General features: G+C 63.0%; 20 protein-coding genes. 10 read left to right on the forward strand and 10 right to left on the reverse strand.

All coding sequences use genetic code 11. The features are described from left to right. Window positions 1–3: 3 nt before the first annotated feature. The 4 genes from ACIPO9_RS27160 (at window position 4) to nhaA (ending at window position 4,623) form a co-directional block, all read left to right on the forward strand. Window positions 4–603: a short chain dehydrogenase gene (locus ACIPO9_RS27160; RefSeq protein ID WP_400784426.1), complete on the forward strand. Its 600-nt coding sequence runs from the start codon at window positions 4–6 to the stop codon at window positions 601–603. Between the two features lie 62 nt (window positions 604–665). After that, the gene (locus ACIPO9_RS27165; RefSeq protein ID WP_274136644.1) at window positions 666–1,346 is read left to right on the forward strand and encodes a COG3650 family protein; all 681 of its coding nucleotides are present in this window, start codon (window positions 666–668) and stop codon (window positions 1,344–1,346) included. 188 nt (window positions 1,347–1,534) lie between these two features. Then, window positions 1,535–3,148: an NAD(P)/FAD-dependent oxidoreductase gene (locus ACIPO9_RS27170; RefSeq protein WP_274136726.1), complete on the forward strand. Its 1,614-nt coding sequence runs from the start codon at window positions 1,535–1,537 to the stop codon at window positions 3,146–3,148. A 299-nt stretch (window positions 3,149–3,447) separates the two neighbouring features. Then, a complete protein-coding gene (nhaA, locus tag ACIPO9_RS27175) occupies window positions 3,448–4,623 on the forward strand; it encodes a Na+/H+ antiporter NhaA (protein WP_400784428.1) in 1,176 nt (391 codons plus the stop codon). A gap of 158 nt (window positions 4,624–4,781) precedes the next feature. On the opposite strand, the gene ACIPO9_RS27180 is transcribed toward nhaA, so the two are convergent. From ACIPO9_RS27180 to dinG, 6 genes are all read right to left on the reverse strand, one after another. Then, a complete protein-coding gene (locus ACIPO9_RS27180) occupies window positions 4,782–5,246 on the reverse strand; it encodes a glycine zipper 2TM domain-containing protein (RefSeq protein WP_274136724.1) in 465 nt (154 codons plus the stop codon). Between the two features lie 193 nt (window positions 5,247–5,439). Then, the gene (gene pdxH, locus ACIPO9_RS27185; protein WP_274136723.1) at window positions 5,440–6,087 is read right to left on the reverse strand and encodes a pyridoxamine 5'-phosphate oxidase; all 648 of its coding nucleotides are present in this window, start codon (window positions 6,085–6,087) and stop codon (window positions 5,440–5,442) included. 48 nt (window positions 6,088–6,135) lie between these two features. Then, window positions 6,136–7,233, reverse strand: coding sequence for an OmpA family protein (locus ACIPO9_RS27190; RefSeq protein WP_400784430.1), 1,098 nt, complete (start codon window positions 7,231–7,233; stop codon window positions 6,136–6,138). A 149-nt stretch (window positions 7,234–7,382) separates the two neighbouring features. Then, a complete protein-coding gene (locus ACIPO9_RS27195) occupies window positions 7,383–8,531 on the reverse strand; it encodes a serine hydrolase domain-containing protein (protein ID WP_400610753.1) in 1,149 nt (382 codons plus the stop codon). Window positions 8,532–8,722: 191 nt separating this feature from the next. Beyond that, on the reverse strand, window positions 8,723–10,906 hold the full coding sequence (locus ACIPO9_RS27200; RefSeq protein ID WP_400784431.1) for a beta-galactosidase: 2,184 nt from the start codon (window positions 10,904–10,906) through the stop codon (window positions 8,723–8,725). Window positions 10,907–11,013: 107 nt separating this feature from the next. Beyond that, complete coding sequence (gene dinG / locus ACIPO9_RS27205) at window positions 11,014–13,158, reverse strand: ATP-dependent DNA helicase DinG (RefSeq protein WP_274136719.1); 2,145 nt, start codon at window positions 13,156–13,158, stop codon at window positions 11,014–11,016. A 124-nt stretch (window positions 13,159–13,282) separates the two neighbouring features. Between dinG and ACIPO9_RS27210 the strand changes: the two genes are divergently transcribed. Further along, window positions 13,283–13,747 carry a CopD family protein gene (locus ACIPO9_RS27210; protein WP_274136718.1) on the forward strand — a complete coding sequence of 155 codons (465 nt, stop codon included), beginning with the start codon at window positions 13,283–13,285 and terminating at the stop codon, window positions 13,745–13,747. Window positions 13,748–13,870: 123 nt separating this feature from the next. On the opposite strand, the gene ACIPO9_RS27215 is transcribed toward ACIPO9_RS27210, so the two are convergent. The 3 genes from ACIPO9_RS27215 to ACIPO9_RS27225 all read right to left on the reverse strand — a co-directional run bounded on the left by ACIPO9_RS27215 (window position 13,871) and on the right by ACIPO9_RS27225 (window position 15,778). Further along, window positions 13,871–14,644 carry a collagen-like protein gene (locus ACIPO9_RS27215; protein WP_274134621.1) on the reverse strand — a complete coding sequence of 258 codons (774 nt, stop codon included), beginning with the start codon at window positions 14,642–14,644 and terminating at the stop codon, window positions 13,871–13,873. Then, on the reverse strand, window positions 14,637–14,912 hold the full coding sequence (locus ACIPO9_RS27220) for a DUF1145 domain-containing protein (protein WP_274134620.1): 276 nt from the start codon (window positions 14,910–14,912) through the stop codon (window positions 14,637–14,639). The genes ACIPO9_RS27215 and ACIPO9_RS27220 overlap by 8 nt, the downstream gene beginning before the upstream one ends. Window positions 14,913–15,079: 167 nt before the next feature. Next, complete coding sequence (locus ACIPO9_RS27225; RefSeq protein WP_274134619.1) at window positions 15,080–15,778, reverse strand: OmpA family protein; 699 nt, start codon at window positions 15,776–15,778, stop codon at window positions 15,080–15,082. A gap of 231 nt (window positions 15,779–16,009) precedes the next feature. Between ACIPO9_RS27225 and ACIPO9_RS27230 the strand changes: the two genes are divergently transcribed. Both ACIPO9_RS27230 and ACIPO9_RS27235 read left to right on the forward strand, forming a co-directional pair. Continuing rightward, window positions 16,010–16,507, forward strand: a complete 498-nt coding sequence (locus ACIPO9_RS27230; protein WP_400784433.1) for a DUF6231 family protein — start codon at window positions 16,010–16,012, stop codon at window positions 16,505–16,507. A gap of 10 nt (window positions 16,508–16,517) precedes the next feature. Continuing rightward, the gene (locus tag ACIPO9_RS27235; RefSeq protein WP_400784435.1) at window positions 16,518–16,991 is read left to right on the forward strand and encodes a YchJ family protein; all 474 of its coding nucleotides are present in this window, start codon (window positions 16,518–16,520) and stop codon (window positions 16,989–16,991) included. A gap of 150 nt (window positions 16,992–17,141) precedes the next feature. Here the strand turns inward: ACIPO9_RS27235 and ACIPO9_RS27240 are convergent, their stop codons facing one another. Next, a complete protein-coding gene (locus ACIPO9_RS27240) occupies window positions 17,142–17,744 on the reverse strand; it encodes a hypothetical protein (RefSeq protein WP_400784436.1) in 603 nt (200 codons plus the stop codon). Window positions 17,745–17,854: 110 nt separating this feature from the next. Here ACIPO9_RS27240 and ACIPO9_RS27245 point away from each other — a divergent pair, with 110 nt between their 5' ends. From ACIPO9_RS27245 to ACIPO9_RS27255, 3 genes are all read left to right on the forward strand, one after another. Next, on the forward strand, window positions 17,855–18,340 hold the full coding sequence (locus tag ACIPO9_RS27245; protein ID WP_274134615.1) for an LEA type 2 family protein: 486 nt from the start codon (window positions 17,855–17,857) through the stop codon (window positions 18,338–18,340). 4 nt (window positions 18,341–18,344) lie between these two features. Beyond that, window positions 18,345–18,551 (forward strand): SEC-C metal-binding domain-containing protein, encoded by a 207-nt coding sequence (locus ACIPO9_RS27250; RefSeq protein WP_274134614.1) that lies wholly within the window; start codon window positions 18,345–18,347, stop codon window positions 18,549–18,551. 222 nt (window positions 18,552–18,773) lie between these two features. Beyond that, a complete protein-coding gene (locus tag ACIPO9_RS27255) occupies window positions 18,774–21,257 on the forward strand; it encodes a penicillin acylase family protein (protein ID WP_400784437.1) in 2,484 nt (827 codons plus the stop codon). The last annotated feature ends 293 nt before the right edge of the window (window positions 21,258–21,550 follow it).

The following is a 21,550-nucleotide window of genomic DNA, read 5'->3' on the forward strand; positions in this document are numbered from 1 at the left end:
ACTGTGAAAATTCTACTGATCGGCGCCAGCGGCACCCTCGGCTCGGCCATCGAGAAGAAACTGGCGCCTCGCCACGAGATCGTGCGCATCGGCCGCAACAGCGGTGATGAAACCGTCGATATTAGTGACAGCGCCTCGATCCGCAAACTATTCGAACGGACGGGTCCTTTCGATGCACTGGTTTGCGCGGCCGGCAACGTCACCTTCGCGCCATTGGCCCAGATGACCGAGGAGTCCTTTGCCCTGGGCCTGCGCGACAAGCTCATGGGCCAGGTCAACCTGCTGTTGATCGGGCGCGAATTCGCCAACGACGGCGCCTCGTTCACCTTCACCACCGGCGTGCTGAGTCATGACCCGATTGCCAGCGGCGCATCGGCAACGCTGGTCAACTCGGCCATCGACGGCTTCGTGCGGGCGGCCGCCATCGAGCTGCCGCGCGGCATGCGGGTCAACAGCGTCAGCCCCACCGTGCTGGAAGAATCCATGGACAGCTATGGCCCGTTCTTCCGTGGCTTCAAGCCGGTTTCTGCTGCGGATGCGGCGCTGGCCTACGCCAAGAGCGTGGAAGGGCTACAAACCGGACACACTTTCCGCGTCGGTTAATCGCCTCTTGTGATGAGCGAGCAGGCTGAGTAACGTGGCGGCACTTGTCTGGAGACCGCCCCATGTTCGCTGCTCGTTCCGTCCTGCTGTTTGCCCTCGTGCCTCTGTTCGCCGGCTGCCAGTTCCTGCCTTCGCAATCGGCTGCCGACAAGGTGTCCACCGACGGCATGATCCGCATGCAAGGCACCCTGACCGGCGACGGCGGCAAGCTGTTCTTCGAACCCTGCAACGAGCAGCGCCGCTACGCCCTGACCGACAAAGGCAACACCGGCATCCTGCAGGAAGCTGCCTCGGTGGTGGACAAGAGCGGCAAGGCCTTCGCCGACATCCGTGGCAATTTCGTCGCCAGCCGCGCCCAGGGCAGTGACGGCCAGGGTGATGTCTACCAGCTGTATCGCGTCGAGCGCCCGAGCAATGCCTGCGAAGACGCCAACTTCAAGCGCCTGACCATTCACGCCAGCGGCAACGCGCCGAAATGGAACCTCAATGCCAGCGGCAAGGGCATGGTCCTGGAACGTGAGGGCATGGACGCATTCGCGGTGCCGTACATGGAAGAGCAGATGCCCGAAGGCCGCTTCAACCTGATCACCGACGCCAACGACCAGCATGTGGAGCTGTACGTGGCGCCGCAGCGTTGCGTGGACCCGGTGACCGGCTCGGTACAGCACCTGACCGCCGAACTGCGGGTCAACGGCCAGGTCCAGCGTGGCTGCGCGTATTTCGGGGCGATGCGTAACGATTGAAAAATCTGACGCTGTTCCCTTGTAGGAGCGCGCTTGCCCGCGACTGCGGTGTTTCAGCATGTCTGACACACCGCAGTCGCGGGCAAGCGCGCTCCTACAAAACGTCGCTTGGGGTGCATTCTGGCTTATAATCTCCGGTTCTTGTAGCGCTGCCGGGCCGATCCTGCGGCCCGAAACCGGACCTTTCAATGTTACGAATCACCGAACTCAAACTGCCGCTGGACCACGCGGATGAAGAGCTGCGCCCTGCGCTGCTGCAACGCCTGGGCATCGACAGCGACGAGCTGCTGGATTTCACCCTCTTCAAGCGCAGCTACGATGCGCGCAAGAAATCCACCGAACTGCAATTCATCTACACCATCGACCTTGAAGTGCGCGACGAAGCCGCGCTGCTCAAGCGCCTGAGCCACGACAAGCACCTGACACCCGCACCGGACGTCAGCTACAAGGTCGTTGGCCAGGCGCCTGCCGATCTCGCCGAACGCCCGCTGGTCGTCGGTTTCGGCCCGTGCGGCATCTTCGCCGGCCTGCTGCTGGCGCAGATGGGCTTCAAGCCGATCATCCTCGAACGCGGCAAGGAAGTCCGTCAGCGCACCAAGGATACCTGGGGCCTGTGGCGCAAGAACGTGCTCAACCCCGAGTCCAACGTGCAGTTCGGTGAAGGCGGCGCAGGCACCTTCTCCGACGGCAAACTCTACAGCCAGATCAAGGACCCGAAATTCCACGGGCGCAAGGTCCTGCACGAGTTCGTCAAGGCCGGCGCGCCGGAAGAAATCCTCTACGTCAGCAAGCCGCACATCGGCACGTTCCGCCTGACCGGCGTCGTGGAAAACATGCGCCAGCAGATCGAAGCGCTGGGTGGCGAGGTGCGTTTCGAACAGCGCGTCACCGACGTGCTGATCGAAGACGGCCAGTTGCAAGGCGTGGAGCTTGCCAGCGGCGAGCGCATCGAATCCCGTCACGTAATCCTGGCCCTGGGCCACAGCGCCCGTGACACCTTCCGCATGCTCCACGGCCGTGGCGTGTACATGGAAGCCAAGCCGTTCTCGGTGGGTTTCCGCATCGAACACCCGCAAGGGCTGATCGACCGCGCGCGCCTGGGCAAGTACGCCGGGCACCCGAAGCTCGGCGCTGCCGACTACAAACTGGTGCACCACGCGAAAAACGGACGTTCGGTGTACAGCTTCTGCATGTGCCCGGGCGGCACCGTGGTGGCGGCGACTTCCGAGCCGAACCGCGTGGTTACCAACGGCATGAGCCAGTACTCGCGCAACGAGCGCAACGCCAACTCGGGCATCGTGGTCGGCATCACCCCGGACGAAGACTATCCGGGCAGCCCGCTGGCCGGTATCGAGCTGCAGGAACGCCTGGAATCCCACGCCTACATCATGGGCGGCGAGAACTACGAAGCGCCTGCGCAACTGGTGGGTGATTTCATCGCAGGCAAGGCGTCCACCGAGCTGGGCAGCGTCGAGCCGTCCTACAAGCCCGGCGTGAAACTCACGGACCTGGCCGATGCCCTGCCCGCCTTCGCCATCGAGGCAATTCGCGAAGCGTTGCCGGCGTTCGAAAAACAGATCCGCGGCTTTTCCCAGGCCGATGCGGTGCTGACCGGCATCGAAACCCGCACCTCCTCGCCGCTGCGCATCACCCGCGGGGCCGATATGCAGAGCCTCAACGTCAAGGGCCTGTTCCCGGCCGGTGAAGGCGCAGGGTACGCGGGCGGGATCATGTCGGCGGGTGTCGACGGGATTCGCATCGCCGAAGCCTTGGCCAAGAGCATGTTGGGTATCGTCGAGTAACAAACGCAATACCTGAACTATACCGACCGTAGCAGCACGGCTTGCCGGCGGGGGCGTCCTTGAGATCGCTCCCGCCGGCAAGCGGAGCGCCGCCCGGCCGGGCTGCTACGGGTTTGTTGAAGATTCCTACAAGCCCCGTCGCATAAGTCCTGCAGCACTTTGTAACACTTCACACAAATCCTTTGTATACAGGTTCATATTCAATTTTTTATAACAAAATCGAATATAACTTTTGTTTTCAGCAATAAGAACACGCGGTACGGTGTCGCTCCTTTTGCGCATGTCCATGGAGAATGACCTTGCCCGTACGCAATACATTCAAACGCTTTTTCCAGCTCGAGGCGGCTGGCGGTCTGTTGCTGATCGCTGCAGCCGCCCTCGCCCTGCTGATCAATAACTCGCCGCTTTCCTGGCTCTACAACGGCCTGCTCGACACGCCGGTGGTGGCGCAGATCGGCGCATTGAAGATCGCCAAACCGCTCCTGCTGTGGATCAACGACGGCCTGATGGCGCTGTTCTTCCTGCTTATTGGCCTTGAGGTCAAACGCGAGGTGCTTCAGGGTCATCTGTCGCGTCCCTCGCAGATCGTCCTGCCGGGCGTGGCCGCCATCGGCGGCATGGTGGTGCCGGCGCTGATCTACTGGGCGCTGAACAAGGACGTCCCTGCGGCCATGAGCGGCTGGGCGATTCCCATGGCGACCGACATCGCCTTCGCCCTGGGCGTACTCGCGCTGCTGGGCAAGCGCGTACCGGTATCGCTCAAGCTGTTTCTGATGACCCTGGCGATCATCGACGACCTGGGCGCGATCATCGTTATCGCACTCTTTTACTCGGGGGAGTTGTCCACACTGTCGCTGTCGCTGGCCGGCGCCTCGATCCTGGCCCTGATCGCGATGAACCGCCTGGGGGTGACGAAACTCGCACCCTACCTGCTGGTCGGCCTGGTGCTGTGGGTGTGCGTGCTCAAGAGCGGCGTGCATGCCACCCTGGCCGGCGTGGTGCTGGCGTTCTGCATTCCGCTCAAATCCACGGGGCAAACCGCCTCTGCCCTGCAGACGCTGGAACACGCCCTGCACCCCTGGGTCGCCTACGCCATCCTGCCGCTGTTCGCCTTCGCCAATGCCGGGGTTTCGCTCACGGGCGTGAGCCTGGACAGCTTCACCCATCACGTCCCCATGGGCATCGCTGCGGGCCTTCTGCTGGGCAAGATGCTGGGCGTGTTCGGCCTCACCTGGCTGGCGATCAAGACCGGAATGGCCACGCTTCCGGCCGGCTCCAACTGGGGCCAGGTGCTGGGTGTGTCGATCCTGTGCGGCATCGGCTTCACCATGAGCCTGTTCGTTGGCTCGCTGGCGTTCGTGCCGGGACAAAGCGAATTCGCCGGGGTGGACCGGATGGGCATCCTGACCGGCTCGATCCTGGCCGCGTTGATCGGCTACGCAATCACCGCGCTTTCCAGCCGCAAGGCGCACTGAACCGTAGCAGCACGGCTTGCCGGCGGGGGCGTCGTATCAGGCACTGCCTCTTTGTCTGACCCACCGCTCCCGCCGGCAAGCCGTGCTGCTACGAAAAGGAGTGATATCCCACGAACAAAAACGCCCCGAAAATCGGGGCGTTTTTATTTGCGGCAGGATCAGTGAGTAACGCGGCTGGTCCCGTTCACAGTCATGATGCGAACACGCTCGCCAACACGGAAGATCTCGTTTTCCTGAACTTCCTGCACGTAGGCACGCATGCTGCCGTCATCTTCACGCACGGTGATTTCCACACCCTGCGCACGGGTCAGGCCACCCTCGGCGGCCGAACCGAGCAGGCCACCGGCCACCGCACCGATCACGGCGGTAACGATACTGCCGCGACCGCCACCAATGGCGCTACCACCCACACCACCGACGATCGCACCGGCACCGGCGCCGATCGGGGTCTTGGTGCCTTCAATCTTCACAGGGCGCAAGGACTCGATGGTGCCCAGGCGTACGGTCTGGACTTGGCGAGCTTCATCGCGCGAATACGAGTCGCCGGTCAGGCTCGAAGTACAGCCGCCCAGCGTCAGCGCCATGGCAGTGAACGAAGCAACCAACAGAACAGACTTACGCATAACATTCATCTCCAAAGGAACAGGTGGCGATTAAACTCTGCGGCGCTGAGTCATGTCACGAACCTGTACCGATTATTTACGTTCATTCAGGCGCTATACAGAAAGCCGCCAGCGTCTATCAGTATGGACGACGGCATGGGCGATTGATTCAAAGAAATGCCGATCCAACCTCCCGACCGGCAGAATCGCAGGTCTAGGGCGCCAGGCGTTCGCGGGTCCAGGCACCATCGACCAGCCGATAATTGAGCCGGTCGTGCAGGCGGCTTGGCCGGCCCTGCCAGAATTCGATCCGGTCCGGCACCAGGCGGTAGCCACCCCAATGTTCAGGGCAGTGCGGCTGGCCATCGCTGAACCGCGCCTCGGTGGCCTTGAGCAGTCCTTCCAGTTCTTCGCGGTCGGCGATCACCCGGCTTTGCGGCGAAGCCCACGCTCCCAGGCGGCTGCCCAGAGGACGAACCTGGAAATAGGCGTCGGATTCTTCGTGGGAAACCTTCGAGATCCGCCCCTCGATGCGCACCTGACGCTCCAGGGTCGGCCAGAAGAAAGTCATGGCGGCAAAGGGGTGAGCCGCCATCTGCTGGCCTTTGGCGCTGTCGTAGTTGCTGAAGAAGGTGAACCCCTGAGCGTCCAGCCCCTTGAGCAGGAGGACCCGGCAGTGAGGACGACCGTCGGCATCGACGGTCGCCAGGGTCATGGCGTTGGCTTCGACCGGCGCCTGCTCGGTCTTCACCGCCTCGTCGAACCACTGGTGGAACAGCGCGAAGGGTTCTTCCGGAGCCTGGGCTTCGGTCAGACCCTCGCGGGCGTAGTTGCGACGCATGTCAGCCAGACGCTGGCTCATCACTGCCTTCCTTTATCGAAATCCGTGGACGGGATAGCGATATTACCCTCAGTTGCTGCTGGCTTGCGCGTCGCTGGCTGCTTTCTTGGCGGCAGGCTTGGCGGGTGCGGCCTTGGCCTTGGTAGCAGTGGCTTTCTTGGCAGGCGCTTTCTTGGTTGCGGGAGCCTTGGTCGGCGCTGCCTTCTTGGCCGGGGCGGCGGATTTGGCAGGCGCGGCCTTGGTGGCCGGTGCCGGGGCGACTGCTGGCTGGGCTTCCTTCACAGCGACCATGGTCGGCGCCGGTACCGCTGGCAGGTTGTACTTGGCCAACAAGGCGACCATGGAATCCTGCGGCGTGAGGATCACTTCAACACGACGGTTCTGGGCACGCGCCGAAGCGGTATCTGCGGTGACACGAGGCATTGCCGCGCCCATGCCGCGCAGGTTCAGGCGATTACGCTCCAGGCCGCTGAGGCGGAAGATCGCCGCCACCGACTGTGCGCGCTGCTGGCTGATCTTGAGGTTGCTGTCGCTGGCGACGTCGGCGTGGCCGAGTACCAGCACGGCGGATTTCTGATCGCCTTCGACCAGCTTGGCCATGCGGGTGATCGGGCCGAGGTTGATCGGCAGCAGCATTTCCGGACGGTCCGGGTTGAAGGTGCTGTCCACCGGTGCCGTCACGACCAGCACGTCTTCACGGCGCTCGAGTTCGAACTTGCTGTCCTTGATCGCCTCGCGCACTTTCGGCTCGTTGAGGTCGAGCCAGGCCTGGGTGACTTTCGGGTCGATCTTCGGCAAGGCAGGCGCTGCGTCTTTCTTCGCTTCGCTGCCGCCGAATGGCCACCACCACTTGCTGCCGGTATCGGCCTTGGCGACTTCAGGGGCGCTCGGCTTGGTCGCTGCCACTTCCGGCTTCTTCTCGGTGGTGCCGTGGTCGGAGCCGAACGGCCAGTACCAGTGGCTGCCGCTCTCGGCTTCAGTCTTGGCCACTTCAGCGGCAGCCGGGCTGGCCGCAGTCTTCACCGGCGCGGCCTTGGCAGCGTCGGCGCTGTTGCCGGAGCCGAACGACCACCAATGGTCGTTGCTGGCCGACGAGTCCTGAGGGGTTTGCGCGCAACCGGTAACGGCGAGGCACAGTGCAAATGCGAGACTTTTGTTGGCAGACATGGGTGACCCACAAAAAATTGATCAGAAAATGAACGAAGCAGCGCCCATATAACACGCATAAACGCCGAGTTGGAAAAAGAAACCGCCCTACGGTTCCCATATGGGCGGTTTAACTGACAGTCGGTAGAACAAGCACTTATCAGCGACAGTTATTGCAAACACTCACCAAGCACCCGGACCAGACGCTGTGCCCGGGGATCCATCAACACATAGGGGCCCAGCGTGTTGGTGACGAAGCCAAAGGCCACATCGCGCTCCGGATCGGCGAACCCCACCGAACCACCGGCGCCAGGATGGCCGAAGGATTTGCCGCCCAGGCCGAAGGTGGCGTTGGGCACCTCGGGCTGGTCGAGCATACAGCCCAGGCCGAAGCGGGTCTGGGTCAGCAGGGTCTTGTCCTGGCCGATGCTGTGCTCGCGGGTCAGCTCGTTGATCAGCTCGGCGTCCAGCAGGCTGCCATCGAGCAAACCGCTATAGAACCCGGCAAGGCTGCGGGCGTTGCCGTGGCCATTGGCGGCAGGTTGTTGCATGCGCCGCCATTCGGGTTTGTTGGTGCTGGTCATGATCGACGGCGGGTTGGTGAACGCGCGGGCGGTCATGGAGGTGGGTTCGCGCATCGTCGCCTGGAGCAGGCGCTGGGCCGCTTCATCGCCGACGTTGCCCTTGCCGCGGGCGATATGGGCCACGCGATGGAATTCCTCGTCCGGCAGACCGACGTGGAAATCCAGCCCCAGCGGCCGGCAGATGCGCGCCGCGATGGACTCACCCGGCCCGCGCCCTTCGGCACGGCGGATGACTTCGCCGACCAGCCAGCCGTAGGTAATCGCGGCATAACCGTGCCCCTGCCCCGGCGTCCACCAGGGCTGCTCGGCAGCCAGCGCGTCGGTCATCGCTTGCCAGTCGTAGAGCGCTTCGGCCGGCAGCATGTCGCGCAGGGCGGGCAATCCGGCCTGGTGGCACAGCAACTGGCGCAGGGTGATGGCCTGCTTGCCCGCAGCCGCGAATTCAGGCCACAGGCGCGCCACCGGCTCGTCCAGGTTCAGCTTGCCCTCGCCCACCAACTGCAGGGCGGTGACTGCGGTGAAGGTCTTGGTGCAGGAAAACAGGTTGGCGATGGTGTCTGTGTGCCAGGCCTCGGCGCCGTCCTTGTCGGCACAGCCTGCCCACAGGTCGAGCACCGTCTGGCCGCCGATCTGCACGCACAGCGCAGCGCCGCGCTCTTGCGGATCGTCGAACAATGCGGCAAAGGCTTCGCGCACGGCTTCGAATTGAAGCTCGAAATGACCCTGGATCTGCACGGTGTCGCCCTCCGGTCAGGCTGCAGAAAAATGGCGTGCATTGTTCCAGCGATTGAGCGGTTTGGGAACAGCGGCACGCTGTCAGACTTACGACAAAACCTGTAGGAGCGCGCTTGCCCGCGATGGCGGTGTGTCAGGCGGAACATTCGTTACAGACACACCACCGTCGCGGGCAAGCGCGCTCCTACGGGTCATTGTGGCTTGCCGATCACGTCAATCACCTGCCCATTGGCCTTGCGCACCGCTTCGACAAACCCCTGATACGGCACGTCGGTAATGCTCACCAACCCCAAATGGCCGTTTTCGCCATCGAGCATGCGCCCGGTGGCAGGCTCATCCAGGTACTGGAACCAGTGCACACCGACAATCGAAGGCTCGGCCAATGCGCTTTTCAGGAAGTTGGCGTAGGCAGGCCCACGGTCTTCTTCGCGAGGCACTTCGACGGCGCCGCCCCAGAACGGTCCGCGATCCCGCGAGCCGAAATGGAACTCGCTGACCAGCACCGGCTTGTCCAGCACCTTGAGCTGCGCGAAGTCCACGCCGTCCTGGGGCTTGAGCGCATACAGATTGAAGCTCAGCACGTCGCAGTACTGGGCACAGGCCTGAATCACTTCCGGGGTGCTGACACCGAAACGTCCGCCCAGCAGCAGGTGGTTGGGCGCGTGCCACTTCAAGGCATCGGAAATGGTCTTGAAGTAGGTCTGCGCAAACACGTGCTGAAAATGCCTGAAGTCGTTCTCGATCTCCGGATGCTCGGGGTTCGGCAGCGGCGGCTCGAACCCCGGATCCTCCATCAACTCCCAGGCCGGCAGATCGATGCCCCAGGCCTTGGACAGCCCTTCCTGGTTGCGGTACTTGTCGCGCAGTTGCTTGAGGAACGCCCGCTTCGCCGGAACGTCGGTGGTCAGTTTCAGCGTGCCATAGGCCAGCGCGTAACGGTCCTTCGGATCGTTTCCGGGCCCGGCCCAGGCCAGTTCGTTGTCGGCGAAGTAGCCGATCAGGTAGGGATCGTCACGGTGATCCCGTGCAGCGATGGCCACCGCGCGCTCGGTGGCCATGGCAAAACGCGGATCAAACGGATCGGGCATGCCGCCCCACCAGTCGTGGCCGGTGCTGATGCTGACGTAATCACCGACGATGGACAGCGGCAAGGTGTAGGGCACGCGCCCGCGGTTGCCAAGCTCGGGCTCGCTCCAGTTGCCGATGGTGTTGAAGCCCCAGGCCTCGAGGCGTTGCAGGGTGTGGTCAGTCCAGCGCTTCAGATCCAGGCTGACCGGTTGCACGCCATAGGTGCGCTGCAGGTTGGCACCGTAGAAATCGAACCAGCGCCCTGCATCGAACTGTCGCCCCTTGCTCGCCCCCGTCTCGCGGTGGTCATTGCCGGTGCCGTAGAACACCGCCAGCGGGTCATCGTTGCCGGGCAGGCTGCCGAACATCGATTCTCGCCCTTCGACGTAGGTCTGGCTGTCATCCGCCGCGATGGCGTTGACGCCCAGGGAGTAGAACGGGTGGCCTTCGGGGGTCACCAGATACCAGCGGTCATTGCGCTTTTCAGTCCGAAAGAAGCCCCTGGCCTCGAAGGTCGGGCCTTTGAGCAGGCCGCCGTATTTGTCATGGGCCGGGCGGTCCTTGAGCCAGCCCTTGAGCTGCTGTTGCTCTTTGGCCGCCAGGGATTTGAGCTGGTCATCGCTGGTGATCTTGTCCGGCCATTTGCCACGGGTGTATTGGCCATAGCCGTCCAGCAGATTGCTGTAGGCGGCCTTCATCACCGCATCGCCCTGCTGCACACCGAATTTCTCGATCAGCACACTCTGGGCAACGTCAGGCCGGGACATCGACACAGTCACCGACTTCACCTGGGCCAGGTCCAGATCGCCCTCGGTGCTGGCCAGCAGCACGCGCTGGCCTTCGTAAGTCCAGGGCATGGGCGGCCCGACGCGCATGCCCTGGCTCAGCGGGGAGCTGGCCTTGAGCGGCACGATCAGGGTTTGCGCAGGGCCCGCCGGCAGGTCGATGCGGCTGTCCAGGATTTTGCCGTCGGCACTCTCGATTCGCACATGCAGCGTCAGCGCCCAGTCCATCGCGCTTTGCAGGCGCAGGGTCATGGCGCTGTCGGCGCTCCAGTCCCAGACGCCGCTCTGTGGGGTCAAGCTCAGGCTGGGGTTGGCGGCCGGGTTGAAAGTCACCCGGCGCAGCACATCGCCCTCAGGCGTCTGCTCGGCGTTGGCCTGGGGCAGCGTGGCGTCCTGTGTGGTGACCTGCACCACATCGGCAGGACGCACAAAGTTGAACAGTGTCTGCTGACCATCGGGCGCCGCGTACACAGGTGCAATGCAGGCCAGTGCGAGAACGGCGGACAGCGTGGGGCGAATCATGGGATCGGGGCTCCAGAATCTTCGGACACCCGAGCAAGGGCGTTAGCCGCGATGCTCAGGCAGGCCGAGATAAGACCCGATCAACCCCGTTTCATCCCCGATGGGTTTCAGGAAATTTCGCGACGGAACGGCGGCAACGCATTGAGGATCGCCTTGCCATAGCGCTGGGTGACCACTCGCCGGTCCAGCAGGGTGATGATGCCGCGATCCTGCTCGGTGCGCAGCAGGCGGCCACAGGCCTGAATCAACTTGAGCGATGCATCGGGCACGGCGATTTCCATGAACGGATTGCCGCCGCGAGCCTCGATCCACTCGGCCAACGCGGCTTCCACCGGGTCATCCGGCACGGCGAACGGGATCTTGGCGATCACCACATGCTCACAGTAAGCCCCCGGCAGGTCGACGCCTTCGGCGAAGCTGGCCAGGCCGAACAACACGCTTTCATCGCCGCCATCGACCCGCGCCTTGTGCTTGTTGAGGGTCTCCTGCTTGGACAGGTTGCCCTGGATGAACACCCGCTTGCGCCAGTCGCGCTCCAGGCCATCGAACACTTCCTGCATCTGCTTGCGCGACGAGAACAGCACCAGCGTGCCCTTGGAGCCCTCGACCAGCCCCGGCAGTTCGCGAATGATCGCCGCGGTATGCTCGGCGGCATTGCGCGGATCGGCGTTCAGATCCGGAACGCGCAGTACGCCGGCATCGGAATGATGAAACGGACTCGGCACCACGGCGGTGACCGCATCCTTGGGCAGGCCGGCCCGCATGCGGAAGCGGTCGAACTTGCCCAGCGCGGTCAGCGTCGCAGAGGTGACCAGCGCGCCGTAGGCCACGTTCCACAGGTTGCGGCGCAGCATTTCGGCCGCAAGGATCGGGCTGGCATTGACCTCGATGTCGAACAGCGAGCCGCTTTCGGCCAGGGTCAACCAGCGCGCCATGGGCGGGCTGTTTTCAGGGTCTTCTGCGGTAAAGGCGGTCCACAGCTCCCAGTTGCCGTGGGCACGGGCCAGCAGGCTGCCGAACAACGGGTACCATTCCTCGGCCTGGTGGCTGGCGATGCCGATGTTCACCTCGCCATCCATGCCCTCCTTGAGCAGTTCGGTCAGGCGGGTGAACAGGTCGTCGAGCCGGGCGAAACCCTTCTTCAGCTCGATGCCCATCTCGCGCATGTGCTCGGGCACCACGCCCCCCACGAAACGATGGCGCGGACGCTCGCGGCCTTCCATGTCTTCGCCGGTCTTGAAGTCGGCCAGTTGCTCGCAGGCAGTGAACATGAACTGCTGTTGCGCCTTGATCTCCCGGGCCAGCTCCGGCACCTGCTCGATCAGCTTGCCGAGGTCGCCGGGCAACGGGTGCTGCGCCAGCAACTTGGTGAGGTTCTTGGCGGTCTGCTCCAGCCAGTCGGCGGTGGAGCGCAGGCGGCTGAAATGGGCAAAATGGCCGATGGCCTTGTCAGGCAGGTGGTGGCCTTCGTCGAACACGTAAAGGGTGTCCCGCGGATCGGGCAGGACAGCACCGCCGCCCAGCGCCAGGTCGGCAAGGACCATGTCGTGGTTGGTGACGATGACGTCGACTTTTCCCATACCTTCGCGAGCCTTGTAGAAGGCGCACTGCTGAAAATTCGGACAATGCCTGTTGGTGCACTGGCTGTGGTCGGTGGTCAGCCGCGCCCAGTCCTGGTCGGCCAGCTCTTGCGGCCAACTGTCACGGTCGCCGTCCCACTTATTCCCCGCCAGCTTTTCGATCATGGTGGTGAACAGCTTCTGGCTGGCCTCATCGACCTCGATCTTGAAGCCTTCTTCCTCGAACAACTGGGCCGTGGCGCTTTGCGCGTTGCCTTCTTGCAGGAGCATGTCGAGCTTGGACAGGCACATGTAGCGCCCCCGGCCCTTGGCCAGGGCGAACGAGAAGTTCAGGCCGCTGTTGCGCATCAGGTCCGGCAGGTCCTTGTGCACGATCTGCTCTTGCAGGGCCACGGTCGCCGTCGCGATCACCAGCCGTTTGCCGGCGGCCTTGGCGGTGGGAATGGAGGCGATGGCGTAGGCCACCGTCTTGCCGGTACCGGTACCCGCCTCGACCGCGACCACCGCAGGATCCCCCGAACGCCGGCCTTCCTCGTCGGTCTCGACGTCGCCCAGCACCTTGGCCACCTCGGCGATCATCAAACGCTGGCCGTAGCGAGGCTTGAGGCTCTTGGCTTCGAGGAAACGCGAATAGGCGCCCTGAATCTGGGATTTGAGTTCGGTACTGATCATGGGCTGGGTAGCTGGCTCGGCGTCACAGGGTTGCAAATGAAAAAACGCTGGATAAATTATCAGTGGTCGCAGCGGGGCGGCTATCATACCGCGCTAATTCTTTCTGTGCAGATCGGAGTTCTCGATGTCGCCTGTAGCCTTTGTCTACACCTTGCATGTGTTATCTGCGGTCTTGTGGGTAGGAGGGATGTTCTTTGCCTGGATGATTCTGCGACCAGCGGTCATCGCAGCCCTCGAAGGCCCGATGCGGCTGAAGTTGTGGGCGCAGGTGTTTCCGCGATTTTTCGTCTGGGTCTGGTGCGCGGTGATCATGCTGCCGGTCACGGGGATCGGGATGATCAACATCAATTTCAGCGGTTTCCAGACCGCGCCACGCTATGTGCAGGTGATGATCGGGCTGTATGTGGTGATGGTGGCGTTGTTTCTGCGCATCTCGACCCTGAACCTGCCGCAGTTGCAGAAGGCCGTGGCGGCAGAGCAATGGGCCGAAGGGGCCGCGGCGCTGGGCGGGATCCGGCGGCTGGTGGGTATCAATCTGCTGGTGGGGATTGCAGTGGTGGCGATCGCCGCAGCGCGGCCGGGGTTCTAATTTTTTGCGGCACGCCAACCTACCCCACCCGTAGGAGCGCGCTTGCCCGCGACCGCAGGGTGTCAGACAACAAAAAGGTGTCTGACACCCTGCGGTCGCGGGCAAGCGCGCTCCTACAGCACGTTAAAGCTTGCGGACGCTGACGGAGCCCGCTGGCCCGACAGAGCCCGTCTGGCCTTTCTCGCCGTTCTTGCCCGACTTGGCACCGTCGGCCCGGTACACCAGACAACCCTTGGACGTACCGCCCTTGCCGCCGCGCCCGCCTTCGCCGCCGACGCCACCGGCGCCGCCCTGCACGTTGACCTTCACCCGGTCATCGGGAAAGCTCTGGGGCAGTTCCAGACGCACCAGCGCGCCCGGTGCGCCATCGCGGCCGTTGCCACCGTTATCGCCGTCGAAGCCACGGCTGGCCGAGCCCCAGGTGCAGCCCGGATCCTTGCCATTGCCGCCGTCCAGTCCCACATAACCGGGCGAACCCGCACCGCCCCGCGCATCGATGGACAGCAGGTCCGCATTCAGCTGCTCAACCCGCAGGTTCAGGTTGCGACCCGGCAAAGGCGCCTTCTCGAAGGTGCCCGGCGCACCACGGGCGGTGATCTGCGCACCGCTGCCCAGCTCGCCCTGCCTGACTTGCAGCTTGAACGGCTCGGTGCCGGGCACGATCGCAATGCGCGACTCATGGCCCATCACCAGTTTTCCGACCTGCACTTCGGTCAACCCGGCGGGAATCAGCAAGGTGCCGTAGTCGGCGACTTCCAGGCGATCCAGCTGCAACACGCTGGTGTTGCTCGGCAGGCGCATCAACGAGTGCGGCTCCACCGAAATGGCCTGGGCCAACACCAGGGAGCTGCTCAGGGCCGACAGCACGCCCGCCGTCATCAACAACGCATTACGCATGGTGAACCTCCGCCTGCCGGCGACCGAAGGATTGCAGGTGAAAAATGCCAAAGATCAGGATTTTGAAACGGTCAGACCAGGGATGCGCTCGCCCCCGCAGGCTGGCGTTGAAAAACAGCAGCTCAAGCACGTGAACCGAGATCAGCAACACGCCCGCCAGTTTGAACAGTAATTCGAAGGGCACCGGCAGGGTCATGGCCTGACTGGCCAGCACCACCGCCCAGAATCCCAATGTCAGGATTTTCCCCAACCCGCAGAACAGCTTCATGACACGCCCCTGGTATTTTTAGTTTTCTGGCGCAAAAAAACGCTTCGCGCACAGTACGGCGAAGGGGCCGACTTTTCCAGAGGAAGGTCAAAATGTCATGGGTTCGAACGCCGGATTCGGCCCATGAAAAACCCCGCCGAAGCGGGGCTTTTGTGTAGCGCCATCAATCAACGATTGATCTTGATCTCGACACGACGGTTCAACGCACGACCTTCAGCGGTTTTGTTGTCCGCCACAGGACGGCTCTCGCCATCACCTTCGACCGACACGAACGCACTGCGCGAGACACCGGCACCGACCAGATAATCCGTCACCGAATGCGCACGACGCTCCGACAGTTTCTGGTTGTAGGCATCGCTGCCCACGCTGTCAGTGTGGCCGCTCACATGCAGTTGCACGTTGGACGCCTCGGTTTTCAACTTGGTAGCCACCGTATCCAGTTGTTGCTTGTCGCCTGGAGTCAGCGTCGCCTTGTTGAACTCGAAATGCACGTCACGGATCGTGATGACTTCTTCCTTCGGCAGCACCACAGGGGCTACTGGCTCAGGCGCTGGCGTCACGATCGGGCAACCGGTCGCATCGACAGGCGTGCCTTTTGGCGTGTTCGGGCACTTGTCGACGCTGTTCAGAACGCCGTCGCCATCATCATCGCCGTCACCGTGAACCCAGCAATAGGCGCCCGCCATCACACCCACCGCACCACCCAGCCCCGCCGCAACGGAAGCCGTCTGGAATGCACCGATTGCAGCGCCGGTGAGCGCGCCACCGGCGGCGCACAGAGGCCAGTCGGTTTTTTGCAAGCCGGCACAGCCGGTCAACACACTGGTAACCAAAATCAGAGGTAACGCTGTGCGAATCATGCTCATACAGTTCTTCTCCTTTGGTATCGGCTTAAACCGACTGAAATGCAGTAAAGACGGCCCCTAGCCAGTTTTCCACTCTCAAAGCCCGCCAGAGGCAGGAAAACCGGGTGTTTTATTGAAATAGCCATTTGCCTCTACTTCGTAGCCTTTGTCATGGCCAGCGATAAAAAAGTTCAAGCACTAGGCCACGATCCTTCGGCAGGCTAACCTTGCGAGCTCAATTGAGGGATTTCGATGACCGACAGTTTCTCCACCCGCACGCCCCAGCAAGCGCTGGCCACCCTGCTGGACCGCTACGCGCCCAAGCGGCTGCTGCTGATCGGCGCCGACAGTTTTCCGGCCCTGCAGGCCTTCAAGGACGCGCACCCGGACACCGAACTGGCGCAGGCCGCCCCTGGCCCGCTGCCTGCGGACCTGGCCGGGCAGCGCTTCGATCTGGCGCTGGTGGTCGATTGCCTGGAACACATCCCCAAACGCGCAGGCCTGGAGCTGCTGGGCGGCATCCGCAACCTCAACGCCAGCCGCATCGCCGTTCTGGCCGACCTGAACGCCTGCGGCTGGCAGACAACCGATTTCTATTCGCTGGCCCTGCAAGCAAGCGAGCGCTTCGCCCGGGACGATCAGGTATTGACGCTGTTCACCTACGACCTGCGCGAATACAAACAGGTGCCGGACTGGCTGAACGCGAAGTTCTGGGCCAACCCGGAAAACTTTGGCAAGTATTGGTGGTGAGATCCGCAACATGAGCAGTGCAATTTGCCCCTGTGGCAGCGGCGACCTTCTGGACGGCTGCTGCGGTCGCTATCACGCAGGCAATCCTGCGCCCTGTGCCGAAGCCCTGATGCGCTCGCGCTACAGCGCCTACGTACTGGGCCTGGTGGACTATCTGCTGGACACCACGCTGCCCGTGCAGAAAGGCAGTCTGGATCGGGAGTCGATCAGCCAGTGGAGTGCGCAGAGCACCTGGCTGGGACTGGAAGTCGAGAGTGCCGAGTTGCTGGGCGGCAAGCCCGAGCATGCGTTCGTGACCTTCACCGCCCGCTGGCACGATGCAGGCGGCGAGCACAGCCACCACGAGCGTTCGGCGTTCGTGCAGAACCAGGGCCGCTGGTATTTCATCGACCCCACCGTGCAACTCAAGGCCGGACGCAACGATGCATGCCCGTGTGGCAGTGAGCAGAAATTCAAGAAGTGTTGTTCGGCCTATATGGCCTGAGTCGGATTTGACATTCCCGTAGGAGCGCGCTTGCCCGCGATTGCTGAGTATCTGTCCCTACAAGGGTGATTGACACAACGCAATCGCGGGCAAGCGCGCTCCTACAGCGACTTTGTGGTGTGCAGGGGTTTCTTTGCCACAACGTGCGACTCACGCCAATTTCAGATGTGAAACATCCGGCACCAGCACATGCTCTTCGGATTTCTCCTGCCCCATGTCACTGCCCGCTGGCGCAAGGCTCAGGCCGGACAGATCAAGGCGCGGCGCCACCGGGGCGGCTTTGGGGTCCTGCACATCCTTGCCCAGTTCGGACAAGGTGAAATCCGGCGCCTCGACATCGACGAACGCCGCCATGTAGACGTCCCGCGGTTCGAGCTTTGACGCAGGCCCGCCTTTGGCTTCACCCTTCGCCAATGGCGCAACCAATGAGGATCTGCGCGTCCAGCTTGGCTCATCCGGCGGCGGTGCCAGTTCGACCTCTTCCACTTCGACCGGCGCCGGTTCCGGCTCGGCCGTCACCTGCCCCGGCATTTCCAGCACCTGTACCTGGGCGCCAGCGCGCTCAAGGGTCGAGCGATATTTTTCAGCGCCTGCCTGATCGAGGTTGTTCTTCAACACCAGCCGCCGCCCGGAGAACAGCAAGGCGATGCGCTGGGCGTCGGCCTGGAACAGCTTGGCCAGGTTGGCCTGGACGCGATCAAGTTGTGCGCCGGGTACCAATTGGCCGGAAAAAACAATTTCGTACAACTTCATGGGTCAATACTCCTTCGACACATGGCGTAAGTATGGCGCAGGCTCTTTAGAACGGCGAGTTGCCCTGAACCGGCTGCTGCTAGACTCAAGACCCGACAGGGAGTGAATCAATGGTATTTCAGGCAAAACTTATCCGGGTCCTCTGCATCTTCATGATGCTGGCGTCATCAGGCTGTGCGTCGCTGTTCACTGGCGGCGCCGAGGATGCCAACGTCAAGCTGCTTCGGGTTGACGTGGTCAAGGCCAAGCTGCTCAAGCAGGACATGAAGCTGCGCTTTCGCGTCGACAATCCCAATGACGCGAGCATCTGGGTGCGCGGCCTGCGCTACAAGGTGATTCTCAACGACATCTTGATAGCAGACGGCGATTACAGCGACTGGTTCATCGTCAAGGGCAACAGCCACCGCAATTTCACGGTGCCGATCCGCACCAACCTGTGGGAACACCTCAAGGACGTCACGCGGATGCTCGGCAAACCCAACCAGCCTATTCATTACCGGCTGGAAGGCAAGCTCAAGACCGGATTTATCTTCGGACACAGCGTGCGTATTGATCGCAATGGCGAGATAATCCCCGGCGATTTGATTCCGGAGTAACCCCATGAACCAGCAAACCCACGTGCACGGTCCTGACTGCAACCACGATCACGACCATCACGACCACCATCATGACCACGGCCACGTGCACGGTCCGCACTGCAACCACGAACCCCAGGAGCCTGCACGCAACGCGCTCAAGGACGTGGGCCGCAACGATCCTTGCCCGTGCGGCAGCGAGAAGAAATTCAAGAAATGCCACGGCGCGTGATGGACGTTTGACGTCACCCCACGCCCCGTAGCAGCGCGGCTTGCCGGCGGGAGCGGTATGTCAGTCGACGTATCCGATACAGACACACCGCCCCCGCCGGCAAGCCGTGCTGCTACGGGGGCTGCAAAATCGTGAAAATACCCCCGCCTTCCGCTTGCACGGCGCCTGCCTGCTCACTAACGTAGCGCGTTTCCAAACGCATCCCTCCGCAGGAGCTACATCATGGCCTCGCCAGCCCGCTTTCCTTTGAAATCCCGACTCGGCACGGCCGCTGCCATGATGGGGCTGTTGAGCCTCGCCGGATGCCAACTGGGCGGCGAAGACCGTGACAACCTGCCGCCCACCAGCGGTGTATACGCGATCAAGGGCCTGGCGCAGAACGTCTCGGTGCGCCGCAACAACCTGGGCATGCCGCTGATCGAAAGCAGCACCTTCCATGACGCGCTGTTCACCCTGGGTTACGTTCACGCCAGCGACCGCATCTCGCAAATGGTGCAAATGCGCCTGTTGGCGCAGGGCCGTCTGTCGGAAATCGCAGGGCCCGGCGCGCTGGATCTGGATCGCATGCTGCGCGCCGCCAACCTCAAGCAGACTGCGGGCGATCTGTACAACGCCTCCTCGCCTCGTCTCAAGCGCTTCTTCGAAGTCTACGCGCGGGGCGTCAACGCCTACCTGTTCCGCTACCGCGACAAGCTGCCTGCGGACCTGGCCGATGCTGGCTACAAACCCGAGTACTGGAAGCCGGAAGACTCGGCGCTGATCTTCGCGCTGCTCAACTTCAGCCTGTCGGTGAACCTGCAGGAAGAGATTTCCTCGCTGGTACTGGCGCAGAAGGTCGGGCCCGAGAAGCTGGCGTGGCTGCTGCCGACCTACCCTGACGAAGAGTTGCCGTTCGCCGAAGCAGACAAACTCAAGGGCCTGAACCTGGGCACTCAGTTGCCTGGGTTGAGCGACCTGGACAAGGCCGCCCTGCAACTGTCCGACCTCAACCTGCTGGGCGTGTCGGCCTCCAACAACTGGGTGATCGCCCCGCAACGCGCCCGTGCCGGCAAGAGCCTCTTGGCCACCGACAGCCAGTTGCCGGCCACGCTGCCGTCGATGTGGAATTTCGTGCAGATTCGCGCGCCCAAGTACCAGGCTGCAGGCGCCACCGTGGCCGGTTTCCCGCTGGTGCTGTCGGGCTTCAACGGCAAGCTGGCCTGGGGCATGGGCCCGGCCATGGGTGACAACCAGGACCTGTTCCTGGAGAAACTCAAGCGCGAAGGCAACCGCCTGATGGTCATGGCCGACGGCAAGTGGGTGCCTGCTGGCGCCCACGAGGAAACCTATTTCGTGCGCGGTGACCGGCCCGTGCGCGAGGCGGCCTACACGACGCGCCATGGCGGCCTGCTCAACGGCGCTTCGGCGCAACTGGCCAACGGTCTGGGCATCGCCCTGCAGACCCCGGACGCCAAGGACGACAAATCCCTGGACGCACTGTTCGACCTGACGCGCGCGCAGAACGTGGAGCGCGCCTTCGACACCACCCGGGAAATCCGCGGCATTACCCTGAACATGGTGTTCGCCGATGCCTCGAACACCGGCTGGCAGGTCACTGGCCGCTACCCCAACCGTCGCGAAGGCCTGGGCCTGATTCCGTCGCCGGGCTGGGAAAGCCGTTTCGACTGGGACGGTTACGCCGACGCCATGTTGCATCCTTACGATCAGGATCCGCAGCAAGGCTGGATCGCCACGGCCAACCAGCGCACCATGCCCAAGGGCTATGGCATGCAGTTGTCCAACTCCTGGGATTACCCCGAGCGTGCAGAGCGCATCGCGCAACTGGCAGGCAGCGGCAAGCAGGACACCCGCAGCACCATCGGCATGCAGTACGACCAGACCACCACCTTCGCGGCCAAACTGAAGAAGATGTTCGAAGCGCCGGGCATGGCCACGCCGCTGAAACAGGCCATCGACGCACTCCCGGCCGGCGACCGCGACAAGGCTCGCGAAGCACTGAGCCGGCTGATGGCGTTCGACGGGCGCCTGTCGCCGGTGTCGGCTGACGCGGCGATCTATGAGCTGTTCCTGCAGGAAAGCGCGCGGCAGATCTTCCTCGATGAACTGGGCCCTGAAAGCAGCCCGGCCTGGAAAGCGCTGGTGCAGAGCGCAGACCTTTCCTACTCGCCACAGGCCGACCACCTGCTGGGGCGCGAGGACAGTCCTTACTGGGACGACGTCAAAACCCCACAGAAGGAAGACAAACCCGCGATCCTCGCCCGCAGCCTGGCGGCGGCAATCACTGCCGGCGAAAGCCAGTTGGGTGCTGACCACAAGGCCTGGCAGTGGGGCAAGCTGCACCAGTACAAATGGACCTCGCAAAGCGCGCAGATCACCGCGGCCCTCGGGGGTAGCAAGGCGAGCACGATCAAGGGCCCGATGGCAGCCGGCGGCGACCACACGACGCTCAACGCTTCGGGCTTCCACTGGGGCCAGGACTTCGACGCAGCGGTGATCCCGGCGATGCGCATGATCGTCGACTTCGCCCAGCAGGAACCGATGATGGCGCAGAACGCGGGCGGCCAGTCGGGCAACCCTGCCAGCCCTCATTACGCCGACGGAATCGATCCGTGGGTCAAGGGGCTGTACATGTCGGTGCCGATGCAACCGGAGAATTTCGAGAAGGTGTATGGCAAGCAACGGTTGACGCTGACGCCTGGGAAGTAACCCCAGGCAACACGCAAACCTGTAGGAGTGAGCTTGCTCGCGATTCGTCCTTTCAGGCACATCACCGCTGCCTGACACACCGCAATCGCGAGCAAGCTCACTCCTACAACGGCGGCGGCAGGTCAGATGTTGATGATGCATCTGGCCCACCGCTGTCGCGGGCAAGCGCGCTCCTACAGGGGGACCTGGTAAGTCAGGGTGGACGATGTGGCTGACACACCGCTGTCGCTGTAGGAGCGCGCTTGCCCGCGATTGCGGCAGGTCAGATGTTGATGATGCATCTGGTCCACCGC

Source organism: Pseudomonas sp. NPDC090203, from assembly GCF_044746765.1.
Lineage (GTDB): Bacteria > Pseudomonadota > Gammaproteobacteria > Pseudomonadales > Pseudomonadaceae > Aquipseudomonas > Aquipseudomonas putida_AD.

Excerpts from the sequence above, each read along its gene's own strand:
- ACIPO9_RS27200 (WP_400784431.1), bottom strand. The coding sequence starts at position 10,906 with ATGATTCGCCCCACGCTGTCCGCCGTTCTCGCACTGGCCTGCATTGCA.
- ACIPO9_RS27215 (WP_274134621.1), bottom strand. The coding sequence starts at position 14,644 with ATGCGTAATGCGTTGTTGATGACGGCGGGCGTGCTGTCGGCCCTGAGC.
- ACIPO9_RS27170 (WP_274136726.1), top strand. The coding sequence starts at position 1,535 with ATGTTACGAATCACCGAACTCAAACTGCCGCTGGACCACGCGGATGAA.
- ACIPO9_RS27190 (WP_400784430.1), bottom strand. The coding sequence starts at position 7,233 with ATGTCTGCCAACAAAAGTCTCGCATTTGCACTGTGCCTCGCCGTTACC.
- ACIPO9_RS27225 (WP_274134619.1), bottom strand. The coding sequence starts at position 15,778 with ATGAGCATGATTCGCACAGCGTTACCTCTGATTTTGGTTACCAGTGTG.
- dinG (WP_274136719.1), bottom strand. The coding sequence starts at position 13,158 with ATGATCAGTACCGAACTCAAATCCCAGATTCAGGGCGCCTATTCGCGT.
- ACIPO9_RS27180 (WP_274136724.1), bottom strand. The coding sequence starts at position 5,246 with ATGCGTAAGTCTGTTCTGTTGGTTGCTTCGTTCACTGCCATGGCGCTG.
- ACIPO9_RS27220 (WP_274134620.1), bottom strand. The coding sequence starts at position 14,912 with ATGAAGCTGTTCTGCGGGTTGGGGAAAATCCTGACATTGGGATTCTGG.
- ACIPO9_RS27245 (WP_274134615.1), top strand. The coding sequence starts at position 17,855 with ATGGTATTTCAGGCAAAACTTATCCGGGTCCTCTGCATCTTCATGATG.
- ACIPO9_RS27235 (WP_400784435.1), top strand. The coding sequence starts at position 16,518 with ATGAGCAGTGCAATTTGCCCCTGTGGCAGCGGCGACCTTCTGGACGGC.
- ACIPO9_RS27165 (WP_274136644.1), top strand. The coding sequence starts at position 666 with ATGTTCGCTGCTCGTTCCGTCCTGCTGTTTGCCCTCGTGCCTCTGTTC.
- ACIPO9_RS27240 (WP_400784436.1), bottom strand. The coding sequence starts at position 17,744 with ATGAAGTTGTACGAAATTGTTTTTTCCGGCCAATTGGTACCCGGCGCA.
- ACIPO9_RS27210 (WP_274136718.1), top strand. The coding sequence starts at position 13,283 with ATGTCGCCTGTAGCCTTTGTCTACACCTTGCATGTGTTATCTGCGGTC.
- ACIPO9_RS27250 (WP_274134614.1), top strand. The coding sequence starts at position 18,345 with ATGAACCAGCAAACCCACGTGCACGGTCCTGACTGCAACCACGATCAC.
- ACIPO9_RS27255 (WP_400784437.1), top strand. The coding sequence starts at position 18,774 with ATGGCCTCGCCAGCCCGCTTTCCTTTGAAATCCCGACTCGGCACGGCC.
- ACIPO9_RS27230 (WP_400784433.1), top strand. The coding sequence starts at position 16,010 with ATGACCGACAGTTTCTCCACCCGCACGCCCCAGCAAGCGCTGGCCACC.
- pdxH (WP_274136723.1), bottom strand. The coding sequence starts at position 6,087 with ATGAGCCAGCGTCTGGCTGACATGCGTCGCAACTACGCCCGCGAGGGT.